The organism is Streptomyces sp. ISL-98, from assembly GCF_018614055.1.
Classification (GTDB): Bacteria; Actinomycetota; Actinomycetes; order Streptomycetales; family Streptomycetaceae; genus Streptomyces; species Streptomyces spiramyceticus.
In genome coordinates, this window is record NZ_JAGGPB010000056.1 from 67,566 (window position 1) to 89,050 (window position 21,485).

General features: G+C 68.4%; 21 protein-coding genes and 4 pseudogenes. 11 read left to right on the plus strand and 14 right to left on the minus strand.

Features of this window, described 5'->3' with window-relative positions:
* Nucleotides 1–18: 18 nt before the first annotated feature.
* Together J7I98_RS31975 and ctaD are read right to left on the minus strand one after the other, a co-directional pair.
* A complete protein-coding gene (locus J7I98_RS31975; RefSeq protein WP_214928547.1) occupies nt 19–363 on the minus strand; it encodes a hypothetical protein in 345 nt (114 codons plus the stop codon).
* 31 nt (nt 364–394) lie between these two features.
* Nucleotides 395–2,125 carry a cytochrome c oxidase subunit I gene (ctaD, locus tag J7I98_RS31980; RefSeq protein WP_214928548.1) on the minus strand — a complete coding sequence of 577 codons (1,731 nt, stop codon included), beginning with the start codon at nt 2,123–2,125 and terminating at the stop codon, nt 395–397.
* Between the two features lie 278 nt (nt 2,126–2,403).
* On the opposite strand from ctaD, the gene J7I98_RS31985 reads away from it, so the two are divergent.
* Nucleotides 2,404–2,727, plus strand: coding sequence for a plasmid stabilization protein (locus J7I98_RS31985; protein ID WP_214928549.1), 324 nt, complete (start codon nt 2,404–2,406; stop codon nt 2,725–2,727).
* A 134-nt stretch (nt 2,728–2,861) separates the two neighbouring features.
* On the opposite strand, the gene J7I98_RS31990 is transcribed toward J7I98_RS31985, so the two are convergent.
* The 4 genes and pseudogenes from J7I98_RS31990 to J7I98_RS32005 form a co-directional block, all read right to left on the minus strand.
* Complete coding sequence (locus tag J7I98_RS31990; RefSeq protein WP_214928550.1) at nt 2,862–4,409, minus strand: FAD-dependent oxidoreductase; 1,548 nt, start codon at nt 4,407–4,409, stop codon at nt 2,862–2,864.
* A 21-nt stretch (nt 4,410–4,430) separates the two neighbouring features.
* Nucleotides 4,431–5,393, minus strand: coding sequence for a TIGR03557 family F420-dependent LLM class oxidoreductase (locus J7I98_RS31995; RefSeq protein ID WP_214928551.1), 963 nt, complete (start codon nt 5,391–5,393; stop codon nt 4,431–4,433).
* An 85-nt stretch (nt 5,394–5,478) separates the two neighbouring features.
* Nucleotides 5,479–6,621 (minus strand): Vms1/Ankzf1 family peptidyl-tRNA hydrolase, encoded by a 1,143-nt coding sequence (locus J7I98_RS32000; protein WP_214928552.1) that lies wholly within the window; start codon nt 6,619–6,621, stop codon nt 5,479–5,481.
* Nucleotides 6,622–6,706: 85 nt separating this feature from the next.
* Nucleotides 6,707–6,865 (minus strand): annotated as a pseudogene (locus tag J7I98_RS32005) (CBS domain-containing protein); the annotation flags it as partial.
* 642 nt (nt 6,866–7,507) lie between these two features.
* On the opposite strand from J7I98_RS32005, the pseudogene J7I98_RS32010 reads away from it, so the two are divergent.
* Nucleotides 7,508–7,855: pseudogene (locus tag J7I98_RS32010) on the plus strand (DUF6766 family protein); the annotation flags it as partial.
* Nucleotides 7,856–7,993: 138 nt separating this feature from the next.
* Nucleotides 7,994–8,809 (plus strand): VOC family protein, encoded by an 816-nt coding sequence (locus tag J7I98_RS32015; RefSeq protein WP_214928554.1) that lies wholly within the window; start codon nt 7,994–7,996, stop codon nt 8,807–8,809.
* A gap of 11 nt (nt 8,810–8,820) precedes the next feature.
* Here J7I98_RS32015 and J7I98_RS32020 read toward each other — a convergent pair whose 3' ends face one another.
* Nucleotides 8,821–9,192: a hypothetical protein gene (locus tag J7I98_RS32020; RefSeq protein ID WP_214928555.1), complete on the minus strand. Its 372-nt coding sequence runs from the start codon at nt 9,190–9,192 to the stop codon at nt 8,821–8,823.
* A 370-nt stretch (nt 9,193–9,562) separates the two neighbouring features.
* Here J7I98_RS32020 and J7I98_RS32025 point away from each other — a divergent pair, with 370 nt between their 5' ends.
* The 3 genes and pseudogenes from J7I98_RS32025 to J7I98_RS32035 form a co-directional block, all read left to right on the plus strand.
* Nucleotides 9,563–10,600, plus strand: a complete 1,038-nt coding sequence (locus J7I98_RS32025) for an NAD-dependent epimerase/dehydratase family protein (RefSeq protein WP_214928556.1) — start codon at nt 9,563–9,565, stop codon at nt 10,598–10,600.
* A gap of 4 nt (nt 10,601–10,604) precedes the next feature.
* Nucleotides 10,605–10,718, plus strand: a pseudogene (locus J7I98_RS43065) (SpoIIE family protein phosphatase); the annotation flags it as partial.
* A 255-nt stretch (nt 10,719–10,973) separates the two neighbouring features.
* Nucleotides 10,974–11,855, plus strand: a pseudogene (locus J7I98_RS32035) (SigB/SigF/SigG family RNA polymerase sigma factor); the annotation flags it as partial.
* Nucleotides 11,856–11,892: 37 nt separating this feature from the next.
* On the opposite strand, the gene J7I98_RS42700 reads toward J7I98_RS32035, so the two are convergent.
* The gene (locus J7I98_RS42700) at nt 11,893–12,342 is read right to left on the minus strand and encodes an ATP-binding protein (RefSeq protein ID WP_214928558.1); all 450 of its coding nucleotides are present in this window, start codon (nt 12,340–12,342) and stop codon (nt 11,893–11,895) included.
* 27 nt (nt 12,343–12,369) lie between these two features.
* Nucleotides 12,370–12,750 (minus strand): STAS domain-containing protein, encoded by a 381-nt coding sequence (locus J7I98_RS32045; RefSeq protein ID WP_214928559.1) that lies wholly within the window; start codon nt 12,748–12,750, stop codon nt 12,370–12,372.
* 137 nt (nt 12,751–12,887) lie between these two features.
* On the opposite strand from J7I98_RS32045, the gene J7I98_RS32050 reads away from it, so the two are divergent.
* From J7I98_RS32050 to J7I98_RS32070, 5 genes are all read left to right on the plus strand, one after another.
* Nucleotides 12,888–13,811 carry a MurR/RpiR family transcriptional regulator gene (locus J7I98_RS32050; protein WP_214928560.1) on the plus strand — a complete coding sequence of 308 codons (924 nt, stop codon included), beginning with the start codon at nt 12,888–12,890 and terminating at the stop codon, nt 13,809–13,811.
* Nucleotides 13,812–13,994: 183 nt separating this feature from the next.
* A complete protein-coding gene (locus J7I98_RS32055; protein WP_214928561.1) occupies nt 13,995–14,519 on the plus strand; it encodes an ATP-binding protein in 525 nt (174 codons plus the stop codon).
* Nucleotides 14,520–14,679: 160 nt separating this feature from the next.
* Entirely contained in the window at nt 14,680–15,075 is a 396-nt protein-coding gene (locus J7I98_RS32060; protein ID WP_214928562.1) for a hypothetical protein, read from the plus strand.
* Nucleotides 15,076–15,330: 255 nt separating this feature from the next.
* A complete protein-coding gene (locus J7I98_RS32065) occupies nt 15,331–16,428 on the plus strand; it encodes a permease (RefSeq protein WP_251021512.1) in 1,098 nt (365 codons plus the stop codon).
* Nucleotides 16,425–17,132 (plus strand): TIGR03943 family protein, encoded by a 708-nt coding sequence (locus J7I98_RS32070; protein WP_214928563.1) that lies wholly within the window; start codon nt 16,425–16,427, stop codon nt 17,130–17,132. The genes J7I98_RS32065 and J7I98_RS32070 overlap by 4 nt, the downstream gene beginning before the upstream one ends.
* A gap of 16 nt (nt 17,133–17,148) precedes the next feature.
* On the opposite strand, the gene J7I98_RS32075 is transcribed toward J7I98_RS32070, so the two are convergent.
* From J7I98_RS32075 to J7I98_RS32095, 5 genes are all read right to left on the minus strand, one after another.
* The gene (locus J7I98_RS32075) at nt 17,149–18,066 is read right to left on the minus strand and encodes an amino acid ABC transporter permease (RefSeq protein ID WP_214928564.1); all 918 of its coding nucleotides are present in this window, start codon (nt 18,064–18,066) and stop codon (nt 17,149–17,151) included.
* Nucleotides 18,063–18,728, minus strand: coding sequence for an amino acid ABC transporter permease (locus J7I98_RS32080; protein WP_308378016.1), 666 nt, complete (start codon nt 18,726–18,728; stop codon nt 18,063–18,065). Before J7I98_RS32080 ends, J7I98_RS32075 begins: the two co-directional genes overlap by 4 nt.
* Nucleotides 18,729–18,804: 76 nt before the next feature.
* Nucleotides 18,805–19,647 (minus strand): glutamate ABC transporter substrate-binding protein, encoded by an 843-nt coding sequence (locus J7I98_RS32085; protein ID WP_214928566.1) that lies wholly within the window; start codon nt 19,645–19,647, stop codon nt 18,805–18,807.
* Nucleotides 19,648–19,685: 38 nt separating this feature from the next.
* On the minus strand, nt 19,686–20,435 hold the full coding sequence (locus J7I98_RS32090) for an amino acid ABC transporter ATP-binding protein (RefSeq protein WP_374225196.1): 750 nt from the start codon (nt 20,433–20,435) through the stop codon (nt 19,686–19,688).
* A gap of 114 nt (nt 20,436–20,549) precedes the next feature.
* Complete coding sequence (locus tag J7I98_RS32095) at nt 20,550–21,443, minus strand: alpha/beta hydrolase (protein ID WP_214928574.1); 894 nt, start codon at nt 21,441–21,443, stop codon at nt 20,550–20,552.
* Between the last annotated feature and the right edge of the window lie 42 nt (nt 21,444–21,485).

Below are 21,485 nucleotides of genomic sequence, written 5' to 3' on the forward strand. Positions count from 1 at the left end.
GTGTCGTGACGTGGGGCGTCACCGGGTGAGGAATGCGACCGCGGTGCACACCCCGGTCACCGCGCCGACGGCCACGACGGCCGTCGTCACGCATCGCTTCCTGAGCCGTCGGTAGCGACGGGTGTATTCGCCTCGCAGTGCGGTGGCCCGGGCCGAGATCCGTACGAGCATCGCCTGCGAGGCGGCCAACCGCTCGGCCATATAGACACGTTCCACGTCCTCGCGCTGCGCGGTCGTCAGCCACGGCAACTGGTCGGTGAAGCAGCCGGCGCGGCGGCGGGCGTCTTCGAGCTCGGCGTTCCAGAGGAGATAGCCCTCCAGCTGAGCCAGGCCGCGCGCGCTGTCCGTCTCCTCGGGCTCCACGCACTCTCCTTCCTGCAGGGCGACGCCCTCGCTACTCCTGCCTGTCCCCCGGCGCCACGGGGAGGGAGCCGACGGGCCGGTTCTGAGCCCGGTCGAGGGCTGCGATCTCGGGGTGGTGCAGGTCGAACGCCGGGGACTCGGAACGGATGCGCGGCAGGGTGTTGAAGTTGTGCCGCGGGGGCGGGCAGGACGTCGCCCACTCCAGCGAACGGCCGTAGCCCCAGGGGTCGTCGACCGTGACCCTCTTGCCGTACTTGGCGGTCTTCCACACGTTGTAGAAGAACGGCAGCATCGAAAGCCCCAGCAGGAAAGAGCTGAGCGTGGAGATGGTGTTCAGCGCGGTGAATCCGTCGGCCGCGAGGTAGTCGGCGTAACGGCGTGGCATGCCCTCGGCACCCAGCCAGTGCTGCACCAGGAAGGTGCCGTGGAAGCCCACGAAAAGCGTCCAGAAGCTGATCTTCCCGAGCCGCTCGTCCAGCATCTTGCCTGTCATCTTCGGCCACCAGAAATGGAATCCGGCGAACATCGCAAAGACCACGGTGCCGAAAACGACGTAGTGGAAGTGCGCTACGACGAAGTACGTGTCGGAGACATGGAAGTCCATCGGGGGCGAGGCCAGCACGATTCCGGTCAGACCACCGAAGAGAAACGTGACGAGGAAACCGATCGCCCAGAGCATGGGGGTCTCGAAACTCAGGGAGCCGTTCCACATGGTGCCGATCCAGTTGAAGAACTTCACACCGGTCGGTACCGCGATCAGGAAGGTCATGAAGGAGAAGAACGGGAGCAGCACACCGCCGGTGACGAACATATGGTGCGCCCATACCGTCGCCGACAGCCCGGCGATCGCGATCGTCGCGCCGATCAGACCGATGTAGCCGAAGAGCGGCTTGCGGCTGAAGACAGGAAACACTTCGGTGACGATTCCGAAGAATGGCAACGCGATGATGTAGACCTCTGGATGGCCGAAGAACCAGAAGAGATGCTGCCAGAGAATCGCACCACCATTGGTCGCATCGAAGATGTGCGCACCGAACTTGCGGTCCGCCTCCAGAGCCAGGAGTGCGGCGGCCAGCACAGGGAAGGCGAGCAGGACCAGCACACCGGTCAGCAGCACGTTCCAGCAGAAGATCGGCATCCGGAACATCGTCATGCCGGGTGCGCGCATGCAGATGATCGTGGTGATGAAGTTGACCGAGCCGAGGATCGTGCCGAATCCGGAGAAGGCCAGACCCATGATCCACATGTCGGCGCCGACACCCGGCGTACGGATCGCGCCGTTCAGTGGGGCGTAGGCGAACCAGCCGAAGTCGGCAGAGCCGTCGGGTGTGAGGAAACCGGCCACCACGATGGTCGAGCCGAAGAGATAGAGCCAGTACGCGAACATGTTCAGCCGCGGAAATGCCACATCGGGCGATCCGATCTGCAGCGGCATGATCCAGTTCGCGAACCCGGCAAACAACGGCGTCGCGAACATCAGCAGCATGATCGTGCCGTGCAGCGTGAACGCCTGGTTGAACTGCTCGTTCGAAATGATCTGTGTGCCGGGCCGGGCGAGTTCAGCACGCATGAAGAGCGCCAGCACTCCGCCGATCAAAAAGAATACGAACGATGTGATCAGGTAGAGCGTGCCAATGGTCTTGTGGTCCGTACTGGTCGCCCACTGCACGACGACAGAGCCGCGCCGCTTGCTGCGGACCGGAAGTTCGTCCTCGTAACTGTCGTCGGCTTCGGCCGGTCCCACGGTGTCCGTCGTCCTCATTAAGGGCCTTCCGGTCGACGATCACGTACGGGCAGCAAACCAGCCACCGGCCCGGCACGGGCCGTCGCCGGCTGCCATGTCGTCACTTTCACCCGGTAGGGCGGTCCGCCGGGCCCTCGGTCCGTGGAATTCCGCCACTCCGCGTTTGCGCGGACAAGGCCGCGGACGCAGTGTGGATTGGGGCTGTGCCGGACTCATGAAAGCCGGACGGCGGCACCCATTTCCGGGACTGAAACAGCGGGACTGACACAGCGGGACTGAAACAGGAGGAGAAGCACATGCCACGTGGCTCGAATTCCAAGCGTGAGCGCCAGTACGAACACATCAAGGAGAGCGCCGAGGAACGGGGCGAAAGCAAGAACCGGGCCAAGGAAATCGCCTCGCGCACGGTGAACAAGGAACGTGCACGCTCCGGTGAATCCCGCACGGCGAGCAAGACTTCCACCCAGGACATGTCGTCGTCCAGGCGCGGCGGCCTGCGTTCAAGCAGTGGTTCCGAGGGTCCGACGTACGACCAGCTGTACGCGGAAGCCCAGCGCCGCAATATCCATGGGCGGTCGTCCATGAACAAGGCCGAGCTCAAGCGCGAGCTCGGCAAGTGACTGCTCTTTCCTGACGCACTGCCCTGACCAACACGTGCCGCTCACCACGCTGTTTCGGTGCCGACCCGCGGGGGCACCCGGGCACGGAGAGGCGCACGGACGGGTCAGGGCATTGTGCGAGCTGGGGTCGTATCTCAACTGGTCTCACTCCGTCTCACCGGCTCCAGCGGCCGCGTCGCCGGGCCGTGCAGCAGCGAGCCGTCCGTGCCGAAGCGGGAGCCGTGGCAGGGGCACTCCCAGACGTGTTCGGCGTCGTTGAACTGCACCAGGCAGCCGAGGTGGGTGCAGCGTGCGGAGAGCGCGGTGGCGTGCCCGGTCTCGTCGCGGTACACCGCGCACTGCTTGCCCTCCAGCCGTACGACGGCTCCGCTGCCCGGCGGGATGTCGGTCACGGAATCGACGTGGCTGGTGTGCAGCCGGTCGCCGACGAAGTGTTTGGCGACGGCGGCCTGGAACTTCGCGAGTTGCCCCGTGTCATGGACCGGCGGAAGCCTTCGCGGGTCGAAGAGGTCGGTCCAGGCCGGCCGGGGCCCGCCCGCGATGTGGGCGGTGAGGAGTTTGCCGGCCATCACTCCGTTGCTCATGCCCCACCCGCCGAAGCCTGTGGCCACGTAGACGTGCTGAGTGCGGGCGTGGGCGTGGCCGACGTACGGCAGGTGGTCGCTGGAGTCGTTGTCCTGTGCCTGCCAGCGGTAGGACCGGTCCGCCTCGGCGAAGCCGGGCATCCGCTCGCGCGCCCAGGCGTCGAGGCGCGCGAAGCGTTCCCGTACGTGCCCTGCCCCCGGTTCGAAGGACTCCCCGGTGACGATGAGCAGCCGACGTCCTTCGTCGAAGGGCGCGCTGCGCACCGAGCGGGTGTTGTCCTCCGGGGTGATGTACATGCCGGTGGGGGCGGATTCGGCCGGCACCGGCGCCGCGATCACCACCTCCCGACGGGGCTTCAGCCGGGTGAACAGCAGCGTGCGGTCGAAGACGGGGTAGTGCGTCGCGATGACCGCGTCGCGCGAGTCGACCGTGACGCCGCCGTCGGCGGTGAGGCGGCAGCGAGCGGCGTCGTGGAGCCCGGTGACTCGCGTGCGTTCGAAGATGCGGCCGCCCGCGCCGGTGATCGTCTCGGCCAGCGCGAGCAGGAACTTCCTTGGGTGGAACTGCAGTTGCCCGTCCACGCGCACAGCGCCCGCCACCTCGAAGGGCAGCTCGGTTTCGGTCACGAAGGACGCGTCGAGCCCTGCGCGCCGGGCGGCCTCCGCCTCGTTCCTGATCTCGCCGGTGCGCCGCGGATCCTGTACGTAGGTGTAGGCGGAGGCGTGTTCCAGGTCGGCGTCGATGTGCAGCTCGGCGCAGAGGGCCGCTGTCCGGTCGACGGCGTCCTGCTGCGAGAGGGCGTACAGACCGGCGCTGTCGGGGCCGTGCTTCGCCTCCAGATGGGCGTACAGGAGCCCGTGCATGGCCGTCAGTTTGGCCGTGGTGTATCCGCTCACCCCGGCGGCGATCCGGTCAGCCTCCAGGACGACGACGTCCAGGCCCGCCCGGACCAGTTCCCAGGCGGTGCACAGCCCGGCGATGCCGCCGCCGATCACGGCGACGTCCGCGGTCAGGTCCTTGCCGGGCGGCGGATAGCCCGTGCCCGGAGTGGTTGCCATCCAGTACGACTCGTCGATGGTCGGGCGTTCAGCGGCCATGTCTCCTCGGCTTCCTGTACGTCAGGCGTTACTGCGAAGCCGGGGCAGGACGGTGTCCCGGTAGAAATCGAAGAACCCCTGCTGGTCCGGCCCGATCTGGTTGACGTACACCTCGTCGAATTCGGCGTCCGCGTAGGCGCGGACCGCTTTCACGTGTTCTTCCACGTCGTCGCCGCAGACGATGTCGTCACGGATCATGTCTTCGGTGACCAGTTCGCAGGCCTGCTCGAAGTGGCTGGGGGTGGGCAGGATCTGGCCCAGTTCGCCCGGCAGGCACATGTTCGGCCACAGGCGTCGGACCGTCTTGACCGCACGGTCGCGGTCGGTGCCCCAGCAGACCTTCAGCCCGCCGACGACGGGCTTGCCAACGCCTCCGGCCTTGCGGAACTCCCCGATGAGTTCCCCGTCGGGGATCATCGTGATGAATCCGTCCCCGATGCGGCCGGCGAATGCGGCGGCGCGGGGGCCGAATCCCGAGATGTAGATGGGCGGTGGCTCGTCCGGGCGGGTGTAGAGACGGGCGTTCTCCACGGTGTAGTGCTGCCCACGGTGGGTGATCTGCTTGCCGGTGAACAGCTGCCGCATGATGTCGACAGCCTCTTCGAGCATCTCCAGCCGCAGGTCGGCAGCGGGCCACACGTCTCCGAGCACATGCTCGTTGAGCGCCTCACCGGTGCCCACTCCGAACCGGAAACGGCCGCCCGTCAGCACGGCGGACGTGGCCGCGGCCTGTGCGTTGAGTGCCGGGTGCATACGGACGGTCGGGCAGGTGACGAGCGTGGTCACGGGCAGCGAGCAGACCTGCGACAGGGCTCCGATCACGGACCATACGAAGGGGCTCTCGCCCTGTTCGTCGTTCCAGGGGTGGTAGTGGTCCGAGATGGCGAGTACGTCAAATCCAGCCTCTTCGGCAGCCTTGGCCTGCGCCAGCAGATCGGCGGGCCCGAACTCCTCGCTCGCCAGGAAGTAGCCGTACGCGGTCATGGCGCTCCTTCGACGGTCCCCCACTCAGGGTGGCGCAGACAGCACCGGACCACACACCGGGGAGGTCCGGCGGGTGAACGAGTCCTCACTCCCGTTCCCGTTCCCTCTCCATCTCCTTCTCCTGGTAGGGCCGGCGCAGCAGCGCCCCCAGTCCGCCCACCGGCACATCCTCCGGGCCCTCGGCTCGCACCCGCAGCACCTCCGCGCCGGTCACCACTGCCGAGCGGAGCAGCGCGTCGTCGGCGCGCGCCGGCGACGGGTGCGGTTCGCCCAGGTACTGGAGGTCCGTACGGCGTACGGCGAGCTGGTCGGGCTCGTTGCCGACCCACACTTCCTGGTGTGCGTCCGGCCCGTCCGGACGTACGAACAGCTCGGCGATCCGGTGCTCGCGCGCCGCCTCGACGAGCGCGGGCACGCCCTCGGCCGTCGCGTCCGGGGCGGACTTGAACCGGTCCAGTTCCTCCTGCGCATGACGCCTCAGATGGTCCTGGCGGGCCTGCTCGACGTCCCCGTCGAGGAGCCGCGTCGACGCGCCCCCGGCGCGGCCGCCGTGTTCCGTTTCGACGACGAGCGGGCGCAGTGCGACAGGCAGGCTGTCGTGTACGGCGCGTCGCTCGCGCGGGTCCCCCGCCAGCACGATCAGATCGGCACCGGTCTCCTGCTGGCTCGCGTTGATGACCGCCGCGATTTCGCCGGCGTTGCGCTCCCACGTGTCTTCGACACTCTGCTGGTGATGAATCTCGGACCGGTCGGCGCTCGCCGTGCGGTGAATCGGCCACTCCTCGCCCTGGGCATGTGCCATCACCCGGCTTCCGAGCGGGCTGCGGAGCTCCAGGTCCGCGCCCTTGCGATCGATGTACGCGATGAGGCAGACGGGTTCCTGTACGGCGTGGTCCAGCAGCGGGGTGACCCGGGGCAGCGGCGACCAGGAGACGTCGAAGGGGGACGCGGGGCGGGTGCCCAGCGGTGGGTCGAGGACGACTTTGCCGTGCGCGGCGAAGACGGCACGCCCGGACTCTCCCGGCTGATGCGGCAGGGCGGTCAGCGCCTCGTACACCGCGCGGCCGGTCGGCTCGTCGGCCCCTTGCGCGATCAGTTCGCGGCAGGCCTCACTGGCCTGGAGCTCGCGGCGGCCGGGGGTGGACTCATCGGTCCATTCGGTGTCGAGGTGAACGCTGGCCCAAGGGCCGGGGCGCTCGTAGAGCGGGGTGAGAAAGGCGAGTTGCATTGCTTCCTCTCTTCCTCCCGGAGAGGCCGGGCATCGCGTTTGTGGCGGGTACCCGGAAGATCGGGAGTCACACGGGGCTGCCGTCGTCCCGGTCGGTGATGACGCCGATCAGCCGTTCGCCGTCGGCCACCAGCACTTCTCCGATGTCCCTGGCCCGCATCAGTCGGGCCGCTTCGACCAGCGAGGCCTCGGGCCGTACCGTCGCCGCCCCGGGTGTCATGAGGTCCCGTACGAGCTGCGCCATGGCTGATCGCCTGCTCTCCCTGATCTTCCGTTGTGGGATCTTCCGTTTTCGGTCGGGTCTGTGGCCCGAGGTACCCGCCGTCGGCAGGGCTATGCGTTCGCGCCGGGGCAGATGGTGGGTTTGAGGTCGGCGGGGAGGGGGACTCGGTGCGGCGGCCGAGCGGCCATGGATGAGCAGAGAGCTTCGGGCGCGGACGGCGGTCCGCGCCCGAAGCGCGCTCAGAGCTGGGCATCGCCGCAAGATTCCACAGCCGGGCGGCCGCAACGCGTGTCGATCCGCCCTCGGCCGGTCCGGTGCCCAGGATGATGCCCACCAGTGTCGACATGCGCGTGGAGGCAGAATGCCGTATCGATTCCGGCGCATCGGGCTGCCGGTCCTGGTGATCGCGTCGGCTGATCGCGGAGGAGGATCCGTCCTCGACGCCGACACGCTGTTCCTGTCACGGTTTCCCGGGGATGGGAGGTCGTCGCCGCGGGCTGCGGCCCCGAACGCGCCGGCCGTACCAATGCGAGATCAAGGGAGGCTGAGCGGCGTGCGGACGCTGTTCGTTCTCCGCCTGGTCCTGAGCTGATGCACCGGTGAAGGGATGCCGCGATGCGCACGTTCGTACGTGAACACTCGCTCACCCCGGCTTTCTCACCCCGGGAGGACTCGCCGCGCTGGGCGGCCTCCACCGGCCTGCGGCAGGTGCTGTTGTCCCGGTCGCTGGGACTGGTCATGGCCGGGCTGTTTCTGCTGTCCTGGCCGGACCGGTCCGTGTCCGGCGTGGCGGCCTTCAACGAGCAGCGGCTGCGTCAACTTCAGGGCCCACTCGGGTGGGGCGAGTACCTGGTGTCCGCCGACTTCTGGAGCCGTACGTTCCAGAACTGGCAGTCCAAGTTCCTCGCGGTGAGATCCATGGCCATCCTCTCCGTCTACCTGCGCCAACGCGGTTCACCGGAGTCCAAGCCCGTGGGAGCGCCGCACCACGCCACCGGCGTCGAAGGCTGAGGGACTGGGCGGTCACACGGTTTATGCGGCTCGCGGGCGGGGCGTTCCGGGGGCAGGATGAAATGCGGGGTTTCTGGGTACCTGGCGGTGAAAAGCACGCGTCCCCTCGGCCGCTGCCCACATGAGAGCGGGAGTGTGATGGACAAGGAACCGACCGCGGCCTCGACCGCGAGTGTGACGTCAAGCCACGAGGTTTTCGGCGCACCGTGCTGGATCACGCTGATGGCTCGCGATCTGCAAGCCGCCCATGCCTTCTACGGCGCGGTCCTCGGGTGGAAATTCCGGCGCGTGAGACTGGGCGCCGAGTTCAGTCTCGCGGTGTCCGACGGCACGCCCGTGGCCGGTATCGGCGCGCTCGCTCCTGCCCTGCAGGTGCCGGTTGCCTGGACGCCGTACTTCGCGGTCGTCGACGCCGACGAAACCGCGGCGCGCATCCGGGAGCGCAGCGCGACCGTCGCGGTGGGTCCGCTCCGTTTCCCCGTGGGCCGCGGGGCTCTCGCGGCGGACCGTGACGGTGCCGTCTTCGGCATCTGGGAAGGCCAGCTCGTCTCCGACTGGCAGTCCTGGCGCAAGAACGCACCCGCCTGGCTGCGGCTGCGGACACGGAACGCGTTCGATGCCGCGATCTTCTACGGCGAGGTCCTGGACTGGGCCAGCGGCAAGCCGGGCTGCTGCGAGGTCGACTACGAGGAGGACGAAGTCGTACTGCACCAGCACGGGCAAGTCCTCGCCCGCCTGAGCTCGGGCGCGATCGGTACGGCACCCGACCCCTTGATCCAGCCCCGCTGGCACATCCACTTCCCTGTCCCGGACGTGGAAGCCACCGTCGACCGAGCGTGCCGTCACGGCGGTTCCGTCCTCGGGCGGAATCCCTCCCCGTACGGCGTGGAGGCGACGCTGCGCGACCCTGACGGCGGTCTGTTCACGGTGACGAGCCAGCCTTCGGTCATCTGACCCTCACGTCATCAGAGTGGTGCGCGCAGACTGCACCGGCCGTCGCACCACGCTGCGACCAGCCGTTCGCCGAGCAGTGCGTCGACCCGCCCGGTGGCGTCGACGCCGAATGCCGCGTCCGCTTCCGCGTCCGGCCAGGGTTCCTCCTCCAGCAGCCCGCCGACGATGTCCCGGCGGACGACCTGCTCGTGCACCGCGTCCGCTTCCAGTGCTCGGCGTAGAAATGCACGGCGGCGGGACCCGCTTCGCTCGGCACGGATGATCACCAGCTCTTCCTTCTCCTCACCAGGCGTGATCAGCCCCTGGTCCTCCAGCCATTCCCTTCTGGAGCGGAGTACGGGCCCGAAGGGCACGCGGCGCCGGTCCGCCACCACGGGCCGCATACCGGCCCGTCGCTCCACGAGCGCCCGGCTGTCGCGCGCCGGCGGCCCAGGCCACGGCGGCGGCGTGCCGTGCGGGTGCGGGTTCCAGTGCGGGTACGTAGGGCGGATTGCTGAGGGCGAGATCGAATCGGCGGCCCTGGACCGGGGCCGGCAGGTCGCCGCGCAGGTGGCGGAGCCGGCTGTCCCATTCCAGCAGGCTGAGCATCGCGTCACCTCTGCGAGCGACTTGCGTCGGGCACTCCATCCGTCACGGTGGCAGAGTGCCCACCGAGGCGGTTTCATCACAGAGTGACGCGTTTGATCAGATCTGTCCTGAGGATCAGCGACAGGCCTCTCTCCCTCTCGCACGCGGCAAGGTCGGAGACAGTTCATGAGCCTTAAGACAGGACTTCGGGTGGTCGTGACAGGAGCCACCGGGAATGTCGGCACGAGTGTGATGCAGGCGCTGGGAAGTGATCCGCAGGTCGATTCCGTCCTGGGCCTCGCGCGCAGACTCCCCGACCTACCATTGCCCAAGGCCGAGTGGGCGATCGTGGATCTCGCCGCGCCGACGGCCGCCCATCAGCTGGAACGGCACTTCGTCGGGGCCGACGCGGTCGTTCATCTGGCGTGGCGGTTCCAGCCGACGCACGACCCGGTGGTCACCTGGCAGGCGAACGTCCTCGGCTCGATGCGGGTCTTCCAGGCCGTCACGGCCACCGGTGTGCCGGCTCTCGTACACGCCTCGTCGGTCGGCGCGTATTCGCCGGGGCCGAAGGAAGGCCGGGGCGTCGACGAGTCCTGGGAGACCCACGGCTGGCCCTCCGCCGCGTACTGCCGCGAAAAGGCATATCTGGAACGCGTGCTGGACACGTACGAGCGGGACCACCCGGAGGTGCGCGTCGTCCGCATGCGTCCCGGTTTCCTGTTCAAGGAGACGTCGGCGAGCGAGCAGCGCCGTATCTTCGCGGGCCGTTTCCTGCCGGGTCCGCTGATGCGGCCCGAGCTGCTGCCGTTCGTACCGGACATGGAAGGCCTGCGCTTCCAGGCGCTGCACACCGATGACGCGGCGGAGGCCTACCGCCTGGCCGTGGTGGGCGATGCACGAGGGGCTTTCAATCTGGCCGCCGACCCGGTCATCGACGCGGAGACGCTGGGCGAATTGCTGGACGCCAAGGTGGTACGGGTGCCCCGACTGGCCGTGCGCACCGCCCTGGCGGCGGGCTGGGGCCTGCGCGTGCTCGCGGCGTCTCCGCACCTCTTCGACGCGGTGCTGCGGCTGCCGCTCCTCGACACCGCCCGTGCGCGCGGCGAACTGGGCTGGGAGCCGTCCAGGACGTCCATCGAGGCGATTCAGGAATTCCTGCGCGGTGTGCGCGAAGGCAGCGGACTGCCGACGGCTCCGCTGGCGGGCCACAAGGCACACTGAGACGCTGCCCGACGGGCGGGTGCTGCTGGCCGTGGGAGACATCGCGGGCCACGGCGTCGAGTCGGCGACGCGCATGGTGGCTCTGCGCAACGCACTGCACGGCCTGGCCTTCACCGGCCGCACGGCCGAACACCTCCGAGCCGGTGAGCTCGGCGGGCAGGCCGACCGGCTGCCGGCCACTGTCACGGGCGACACGGACGACGGCACCAGCCTGGTGGTCGTCCGCGTCTGCTGAGAAGCCGTCTGCCGAGAAGCCCTGAGCAAAAAGGCGCAGACCGTCCCAAATCTGAAATAATGGGTCCGTGCCAGCCATACGGGTAAGGCACCAAGCAGGAAGCTCACACGACGAACCCAGCCCACGTCGAGGAGCCCCATGTCCAGCCCCGCCCCCAGCCGCCCGCGCACCGTCCGCACCGCCTCGCCCTCGGTGCGCGCGTCGCTGCCGCCGCCGCTCACCGGCCTGCCCGACCTCCGGGATCCGAGCGCGCTCGGCACGGAGGACGCCCGGGCCATCTCGGTACTGCTGTTCGAGCACCTGGCCTCTCTGGAGGAAGGGACGCCGGAGTACGCCTACGTACGCAACACCTTGGTCGAGCTCAATCTCAGCCTGGTGAAGTACGCGGCGAACCGGTTCGTCCACGGCAACCAGCCGATGGAGGACGTCATCCAGGTCGGGACGATCGGGCTGATCAAAGCCATCAACCGGTTCGACATCGAGCGCCAGGTGTCGTTCACCTCGTTCGCGCTGCCGACCATCACCGGCGAGATCAAGCGCTTCTTCCGCGACTCCAGCTGGAACGTGCGCGTGCCGCGCCGGCTGCAGGAGCTCCGTATCGATCTCGCCCGGGCATCCGATGTCCTCGAACAGCAGCTGGGGCGGCCGCCGACCACCGCGGAACTCGCCGTCCACCTGGGTCTCGACGAGGCGGACGTGGCGGAGGGCCGACGGGCGGCGAACGGCTACAGCGCCCATTCTCTCGACGCGCCGTTCACCGAGGACGACACACCGCCGAGCTCGGCGCAGCGCCGCCTCGGACAGGAGGACAGGGCTTTCGACACGGTCGAGTGCCTCGTGGCGCTCAAGCCGTTGATCAACTCTCTGCCGGAGCGGGAACGGACCATCCTTTCGCTCCGGTTCGTCGAGGAACTGACGCAGAAGGAGATCGGCGACCGCATCGGCCTTTCCCAGATGCACGTGTCGCGCCTGCTGACCCGCGTCCTCACCACGCTGCGGGAGGCTCTCCTCGCGGAAGACGGCGTCGTCGAAGACGGCCTCGCGCAGGACGGCGCCCCTAGCGCCCCGGACCCCGACGGTGCAGGCGAGGCGGCGCCGCCACCTCCAGCCACACGGTCTTCCCGCCCTCCCGAGGTACGGAGCCCCAGCGCAAGGCGAGCCGCTGCACCACGATCAGGCCGTGCCCGCCCGGCACCCCAACGCCGGAGGGGCGGGGGTGCGGGGGGACCGGGCTGCCGTCGGTGACCTCGATCCTCAGCCGGTCCCCGGCAAAGGTCAGTGCGAGCTCCTTGGGGCCGTCGGCGTGCAGGCAGGCATTGGTGACCACTTCCGACACCAGCAGCAGAACGTCGTCGACGACCTCCTGACCGGCCTCGTCCTCGGCGGGCGTCCACTGCCAGTCCGACAGCGCCTCCCGGCTGAAGTTCCTGCAGCGGCTCACGGCCCCGCGGGCGCCATGGAGGACAAGCCGACGGGTCTGCCCGGAAAGAGGAAGAACGTCACTCACTGGCCCTCCTCTGCTTTTCCACTGCTTCTAGTTCGGCAGCAGGTCTGTCAGGGCCTCGTCGAGATTCGCGTACACATGGAAGACAGTCCCGACTCCCGTAATGTCGAACATGCGAGCCACCTGCGGCCGGAGTGCGAACAGATCCAGACGCGCCCCGGCCTCCTCCGCCGAACGCCGGGCGCGCAGCAGCGCGTTGAGTCCGGTGGAATCGCAGAAGTGCAGGTCCGTGCAGTCCACCAGGATCCGGTTGACACCGGGCTCCATGGTCTCGGCCAGAGCCTCGCGCAGCACGTCGGCCGAGTCGAGGTCGAGCTCGCCGTCGAGTGCGAGTACGAGCGCGTCCTCGCGCGGCCTGCGCCGCACGGCGACCGTGAAGCGTGCCTCGGAACTGCCACCGGGTCCGCGCACGGCGTACACCTCTCGTTCCGCGTACAGGCTGGGACTTCCATGGTGGAGTGCCCGGAATGCACCGTTCTACACGTCTCCGTGCGGCCACGGGGAGTGAGCTATGTTGAGCACGAGTGGGACGAGAAGGAGGCACACCGGTGCCATCAAGTCAGCGGGCACGCGCCCAGGCGTCTGCGATTACGCCGGGCCGGCAGGCTCCGGACACGGAAGCGGCTCCCACGGACAGGGTGCTCGCACTGTTCGGCGGCCACCGGCTGTCCCCCGCGCAGCGGCGCATCGCCCAGTACATGGTCGATCACCTCACCGAGGCCGCCTTCCTGTCCATCACGGACCTCGCGGATCGCGTGGGGGTGAGCCAGCCGTCGGTGACCCGGTTCGCCTCCTCACTGGGCTTCAGCGGATTTCCCGCCCTTCGGGAGGCCCTGCAGCCGATCGCGCTCAGTTCGGTCGCCGGGCCGCCGGACACCCGCGAGGAGATCCGCCGCAATGAGCTCCAGGCGGCCATCGACGCCGAGATCGAGAACCTGGAGAGCCTGCGCCGTACGCTCGCGGACCCCAACCAGGTCCTGAACCTCGGCCGCGAGCTGGCCCGGTCGATCCCCCTGACCGTTCTGGGCCTGCGGATTTCCGTGTCGCTCGCCGAGTACTTCGCCTACGCGGCCCGGCGGATCCATCCCGATGTGCGCGTGGTGACCCGCGGAGGCAGCGTCGCGTACGACGCGCTGCTGCAGTCGCGGGAGGCAGGCGGGACATGGGTGGTGGCCTTTGCGATGCCGAGGCACGCCAACGAGACACTGGCAGCCATGCAGGCCGCCCGCAGCACGGGACTGCGCGTCGCCCTGATCACCGATCTCACGCTCGGGGCGCTCGTGGACGAGGCCGACGTGACCCTCACCGCCGGGACCGGCTCGCGGCTCGTCTTCGACTCCTACTCGGCGCCCGGAGTCCTGTCCGCCGCCGTCCTCCAGGCCATGGCCGATGCCGACCCGGAACGCACGCAGGTCCGGCTGGAGGGGTACGAGCAGGTCGCCGACCAGCACAACTTTTTCATCGGGGACTGACGTCGGGACGCCCCCGGGGCAGCCGATCGAAGAGGGTCCATTCACGCCAGAGTGTGCATGAATTTTTTCATACCCTTGCTTACTCGACGGTATATATGTTTACTTCGTGTGGCTCGCCGCGCTGTCCGAGAGCGCCGACCGGTCCCCGCAGCCCTCACCGACGAAAAGCCGACGGTCCGCACCATGTACACGACGCCTCCCTCCGCCGTCCGCGGCGCATCCCGCAGGAAGCAGCTGAAGACGGTACGCCGACCGGCTCACGCCGCGAAGGCTCTGGCAGGCACTCCACCCAGGCCCACCTCGGCCCCCGCGGAGAAGCGCCGTATGGCCGTCATCTCCGCGCCTGCCCAGAAGTGCCACGTGTCCGCGATCCGGCGCCACGCCGCCGCCTGCCTCAGCGCCTGGCAGCTGACCGACGACGACCAGCACTGGAGCCTGCTGATCGTCGGCGAACTGGCCGGGAACGCCGCGGCACACGGGCGGGCCGACATGACGGTGAGCCTCGACCTCTCCGACCTGAACCTGAGCATCCAGGTCACCGACTACGGCGAGCCGTCGCACGCCACCGGGCACCCTTCCCCGGAGGACGAGAGCGGCCGCGGAATCGGCATCGTCTGCCGTCTCGCAGAGTCCCTCGACAGCAGTACGACCCAGGACGGAACCCACGTGCGTGCGGTGTACCGCATAGAGCCCCCGCGCACCACATGACCGAATGCCCAGGGACGACGCCCTCCTCCTCACGTCGGCCCATGGGTGTTCCATCCGGGCGGTCCGCTCACGCGGACGCCCATGGCGGCCCCGGTCAACCCCTGGGCCGGGGCCGCCACAAATCCCGCGACCACAAGCCGCATCACACACGGGAGCGACAATGACGTCTCAGACCGTCACACCCATCAGCTCGGCCTGGCCCTGCCAGGTCAAGGCTCCCGGCAGCCCGGACTGGGAGCGCACGGCGGCCCGGTGGCTGCGCGACCTCCTCCCGGCCCGCTACGCCGGATACTCGACGCTCACCCGCCACCACGTCCTCCTGGCCCGCCACGCACAACTCCAGGTCGACCACGAGATCCGCGCGGTGCGCTCCGCGCTGCAGACCTGCCGGGCGGAGCTGCCCGGGCTCGGAGTGTCCGAGACGGTCATCGAGAACACCATCAAGCTGTACGCCGTCGAGCTCGAGCAGCTCAACCGCCTCGCCCGCGGCGTCCGCCTCATCACCGAAGCGCTCCTCGGCGGCTCCCGCCCGCAGCGCAGGCGGTCGCACGTCTGACGCGGTCCTTGATGCGACCGGGGGCGGGGCAGGGTCCCCACCAGTGAGGCGGACGGGTGCAAGTGCCCCGCCAACACGGTGACTCCCCCACTCGTTCACCGCCGGAAGATGCCGCATCGGGCACTATCAGCACGTCGACGCCTACAACGACCCGTGCGGGTTCGTAGTGGTCGAGCAGCGCCGCATGCCGGTGCGCGGTTGCCACAGCCGTGGGTCACCCAGGGCCTATTTGAAAATGGTTTCCAGTTTTATAGCATGTCCTGGTCGACGGCCCGGCGCAGCCCCGAGCCGTCACCGACGACCGGAGACAATGTGCACAACACGGAAAACCTGACCGGCGTGCCGCCGGCCGGCCCCGCCGACGGGTTGGGTGGCCACGGCGCGCGGCCGCCCGCCGCGTCCGGGCCGGTCGTCGCCGGCGGGCTGTCGCTGCTCCTTGTCGCCGCGCTCGTCTGGGCGCTGGGAGGAGCTCAGTGGCTGACGCATCCCGGTTTCCGGGCCTGGCAGACGATCTGCGTGGCCATCACCGTCCAGGCGATGCCCTTCCTGCTGCTGGGCACGCTCATCTCCGGCGCCGTCAACGCCTTCGTACCCGCACACGTATTCAGCCGGATCCTGCCGCGCAACCCCGCACTCGCCGTGCCCGTGGCCAGCGCTGCCGGTGTCGTGCTGCCCGGATGTGAGTGTGCGTCAGTACCGGTCGCCGGAAGTCTGATCCGTCAAGGGGTCACGCCCGCAGCGGCGTTCGCGTTCCTCCTCTCCGCTCCCGCGGTCAACCCGATCGTGCTGGCCTCCACCGCCGTCGCCTTCCCCGGCAGCCCCGAGATCGTCGCGGCCCGGCTGATCGCATCGCTCGCCGCCTCCGCGGTGATGGGCTGGCTGTGGCTGCGGCTCGGGCGCTCCGAATGGCTGCGGATGCCCGCCCGCCACACCGGCCACCAGCACGGTCACAGCCGATGGGAGGAATTCCGGCTGGGATTCCAGCACGACTTCCTGCACGCGGGCGGGTTCCTGGTGCTCGGCGCCATGGCCGCGGCGACCTTCAATGTCACCGTGCCCCGGTCCGTACTCGACACCTTTTCCGGCTCGCCCTGGATGTCGGTGCTCTTCCTCGCCGCCCTGGCCATCGTCCTGGCCGTCTGTTCCGAGGCCGACGCCTTCGTCGCCGCCTCGCTGACCGGCTTCTCCCCCACCGCCCGGCTCGCGTTCATGGTGGTCGGCCCGATGGTCGACCTCAAGCTCATCGCCCTGCAGGCAGGCACCTTCGGGCGGGCCTTCGCCGTACGGTTCTCGGCGGCGACCGCGGTCACGGCCGTGGCGTGCAGTGCCCTGACCGGATGGTGGCTGCTGTGAAGGCCGGACTGCAGCCGGCGCTGCTCCTGCTGACCGGTGCTGCGGTTCTGCGCGTGTCCCTGTTCAGCGACATCTGCCTGCGGTACGTGAAAGAGGGCCTGCAGCCCCTCCTCGTCGCCACCGGCGTCGCCCTGGCCGCCGTAGGACTGATCGGTGTACTGCGGCGCGAGCCGAGCAGCGGCAGCGGGCATGATCACGCCCATGGCCCACGCGTCGCCTGGCTTCTCCTCGTACCGGCGCTCGCGCTGCTCCTCTTCCCGCCCCCGGCCCTCGGCTCGTACACGGCCGCACGCGACAACGCCAAGGTCGTCGAGGACTACGCACGGTTCGAACCGCTGCCCGCGAAGGGGCCGGTGCCGCTATCGCTGACCGAGTACATCGCCCGGGCCCAGCAGGACGACACGCAGAGCCTCAAGGGACGCACCGTCCTGCTGTCGGGGTTCGTGACACCGGGCAGGGGCGGCACCTGGGAGCTGACCCGGCTACTGGTGGCCTGCTGCGCCGCGGACTCCCAGTCCTTGACGGTGACGATGTACGGAGCGAAGGCGCCACCCGCCGACACCTGGGTGAAGGTGACCGGCACATGGCACGAGAGGGGCACGTACGGCACCGCGTCCGCAGCGCTCGCGCTGGACGTGACGTCGCTTCAGCGGATCCCCGAACCGTCGAGCCCGTACCTGGACCGGGCCCCGGAAGTCGGTTGACCAGCACCCCAGTCCGTCACTTGGACCGCTCGGGTGGCCCGCCGCCGGCCCCGCCGGTTTCGCCCGGCGTCGCCAGTGCGTCGACCGCGTCGACGCCGACCACCGCACCGGTGGACTTCTTGCCGCGCCGCAGCCTGCCCTCCAGCCAGCTCGCGAACGTGGTGAGCATGAAGTTCAGCAGAATGAAGATCACCGCGACGACGGTGAAGCTGGCGATGGTGTTCGCACCGTAATTCGCGCTCATCGGACGCACCGAATTCAGCAGCTCCGAGAAGCCGAGCAGCGCGCCGCCGAGCGCGGTGTCCTTCACGATGACCACCAGCTGGCCGACGATCGCCGGCAGCATCGCGGTCACCGACTGCGGAAGCAGCACGAACCGCATGGTCTGGCTCTTGCGCATGCCGATCGCCTTGGCCGCGTCGGTCTGGCCCCTGGGCAGGGACAGGATTCCAGCCCGCACCACCTCGGCAAGCACAGAGGCGTTGTAGAGGACCAGACCGGTGACGACGGCGTACAACGGCCGGTCGTCGGGGCTGATGTCGGTGTACTCGGAGTACGCCTCGTTGGCGAACAGCATCAGGATCAGCACCGGGATGGCCCGGAAGAACTCCACGACGGTGCCTGCCGCGCCCCGCACCCACCAGTGGTCGGACAGCCGGAAAATACCGAAGAACGCCCCGAGGGGCAGCGCGATGACCATGGCGTAGGCGGCAGCGACGAGGGTGTTTTCAAGCCCCGGCAAGAGGAACGTCGTCCACGCACGTGTGTCGGTGAAGAACGGCTCCCACTTCACCCACTCGAGCTGGTTCTTGTCGGCGAGGTTCTGGACCACCCACCAGATCAGGGCCGCGAGGGCGACCAGGAACGCGATCGTGAACAGGACATTGCGCCGTTTGGCGCGTGGCCCCGGGACGTCGTACAGAACGGAAGTCATCGCTTCACCGCCACCTTCTTGCTCACCCAGCCGAGGAACAGTCCGGTCGGGAGGGTGAGGCAGATGAATCCGAAGGCGAAGATGGCCGAGATGAGAATGAGCTGAGCCTCGTTCTCGATCATTTCCCGCATCAGCGCCGCGGCCTCGGCGACACCGATCGCGGCGGCCACCGTCGTGTTCTTGGTCAGTGCGATCAGCACATTCGCCAGCGGACCCACCACGGAGCGGAAGGCCTGCGGAAGGACGATGAGCGTCAGCGTGTGGGTGAAGCTCAGGCCGACGGCGCGCGCCGCCTCCGTCTGGCCGACGGGCACCGTGTTGATGCCGGACCGCAGCGCCTCGCAGACGAAAGCGGCGGTGTAGGCGATGAAGCCGAGGACTGCGAGCCTGAAGTTGATGGTCTTGAAGTCGTCGGCACCGAGGCTGACGCCGAGCGTCTGGAAGAGGCCCAGCGAGGTGAAGACGATGATCACCGTCAGGGGGATGTTCCGGACGACGTTGACATAGCCGGTGCCGAAGGCGCGCATCAGCGGCACGGGGCTGACCCGCATGGCGGCCAGAATGGTTCCCCAGATGAGCGAGCCGATGGCGGAATAGACAGTGAGCTGCACCGTCACCCAGAAGGCCGCCCACAGGTCGTAACCCTCAAGAAAGTCGAACACGATCTCCCACATTTCCGCATGTGTGGACGGCTCGGCGCGCCACAGCTGTGCGCGGCGCGCCGGTCAGTGACCTGCTTCACTTGACGATGTTGCCGATCTTCGGGGCGGGCTCGTTCTTGTAGTTGGCCGGGCCGAGGTTCTTCTCCACGTACTCGTCCCAGGAGCCGTCCGAGACCATCTTCTCCAGGGCAGTGTTGATCTTGCCCTTGAGATCGCTGCCCTTCGGGACTCCGATGCCGTAGTTCTCATTGCTCAGCTTGAAGCCGCCGAGCTTGAACTTGCCCTTGAACTGCTCCTGCGCGGCGTAACCGGCGAGGACCGCGTCGTCGGTGGTCACGGCGTCGATGACCTTGTTCTCCAGGCCGGTCAGGCACTCCGAGTAGCCGCCGTACTCCTGCAGTTGAGCCTTCGGCGCAAGCTTCGTCTTGACGTTCTGCGCCGAGGTGGACCCGGTGACCGAGCAGAGCTTCTTGTTGTTCAGGTCCTCGGGCTTCTTGATGGAGTCGTCGTCCGCCCGGGTCATGATGTCCTGGTGCGCCAGGAGGTAGGGGCCGGCGAAATCGACCTTCTGCGCGCGTTCGTCATTGATCGAGTAGGTGGCCGCGATGAAGTCGACGTCGCCGCGCTGGAGCAGCGTCTCGCGGTCGGCGCTCTTGGCCTCCTTCCATTCGATGTCGCCTGCCTCGTGGCCGAGTTCCTTGGCCAGATACGTCGCCACGTCGACGTCCAGGCCCGTGTACTTGCCGTCCGGGGTCTTCAGGCCGAGGCCCGGCTGGTCGAACTTGATGCCGACGGTGATCTTGCCGCCACCGCCGTCCGTACCGCCGCCGCCGTCGTCGTCGCCGCCCCCGCAGGCCGAGGCCGTCAGGGAAAGCGCGAGCGCAGCGGCAGCCGCGGCGGAGACCTTGCGAACGTTCATGGTGATCATCCCTGGGGATTGATGTGGGGGGTGTGGATCTAGTGGTGAAGGATCTTCGACAGGAAGTCCTTCGCACGGTCGCTGCGCGGGTTGCTGAAGAATTCGTCGGGCGTTGTCTCTTCCACGATCCGTCCGTCCGCCATGAAGACCACACGGTTGGCGGCCGAACGGGCGAAGCCCATCTCGTGGGTGATGACGACCATGGTCATTCCAGAGCGGGCGAGCTGCTGCATGACCTCCAGCACCTCGTTGATCATCTCGGGGTCGAGCGCCGAGGTCGGCTCGTCGAAGAGCATGATCTTCGGGTCCATGGCCAGCGCTCTGGCGATCGCCACGCGCTGCTGCTGGCCGCCGGAGAGCTGGGCGGGATACTTGTCCGCCTGATTGCCGACACCCACCCGGTCGAGGAGGGAGCGCGCCCGCTCCTCGGCGGCCTTCTTGTCCTTCTTGCGGACCTTGATCTGGCCCAGCGTCACGTTCTGCAGCACGGTCTTGTGCGCGAAGAGGTTGAAGGACTGGAAGACCATGCCCACGTCGGCCCGCAGTCTGGCCAGCTCACGGCCCTCGGCGGGCATCGGCTTGCCGTCGATGGCGATCTCGCCCGAGTCGATGGTCTCCAAACGGTTGATGGCGCGGCACAGTGTGGACTTCCCGCCCCCGGACGGTCCGATCACGACCACGACCTCGCCACTGGCGATGGTCAGGTCGATGTCCTGAAGCACATGCAGCGCGCCGAAGTGCTTATTGACGTTGTTCAGCACGACCAGGGCATCGCGTGGGCCTGGCATGGCATCTTCCTTGGTCAGAGGTACTCCGCTCATCGGGTTCATAGTCCGTCCAACCCGAGCGGGCCGCACGCCGGGAGCCGAGCGCTGATCCATGTGCCGCAATGCCAGAGACTTTTACCCGGTCGATTTCAGCGCCACCTCGCGCCGCGACAGGCACTCCTCCAGGAATCCGAGCGCGCGCAGGTGATAGGAGCGGGCCGCCCAGCCAAGACTGATGTTGTGCCCGGCGTACGGCTGGCGGTCGACAACAGCTCGCGCCCCGGCCAGCATTCCGGTGAGGGAGGCCACCGCTTCCTCGTCGTGCCGCCACCATCCTTCGTGCTCGGCGAACGTGAGCCTGGCCGGTACGCGTACGAGCGGAGCGACGTCGGTGATCATGTCCGGCCAGTCGGAGGCCTCCTTGCGCTCCCATGCGGGCACCGGGGCCACCAGCGGTCGGGTGCTGGAGAAGGTGTCCGGTGGGTACAGCCGCAGTGCGCCCCAGTTCAGCCGCCAGCCCGCGCGACTGCGCGCATCGGGCAATTCGTCCAGGTCGATGGCGTACTGGTGACCGCACCCGGAGATGTCCAGTCCGATGAATGTCTCCTCGGCAGCGCCGGCGGCAGCGGCGGTCAGCGCGAGCTTGCCCCCGAAGGAGTGGGCGATCAGAAAGAACCCCGCGCCCACCGGGTGCCGGCGCGCGAATGCGGCCAGTGCCGTGTGCAGGGTCATGGACTGGGCGGCGAGTGACTGCCCTTCGGGCAGTTGCGCGGCCGAGAGCCCGTAGCCGGGGCGGTCCAGGGCGAGAACCGTGAATCCCAGGCCGGCCCCGAGCTCCAGCAGGGACAGACCCGGGCGGGCCTGGCCGTCGAAGTAGCCGGCCCGCATGCCCCCGCCGTGCACCGCCACCACCACTGCCCTGGGCGGCAGCAGACTCGGCTCGATGAGGAGCCCGGACAGCAGGACACCGTCGGCGTCCAGGGTGATCCGGCGTACGCGGCGGGAAACGGGATGGAGGATCTCTGTCATATACGTCAGCGCTCCGCGGCTCAGTCCTTGATTTCGCAGATG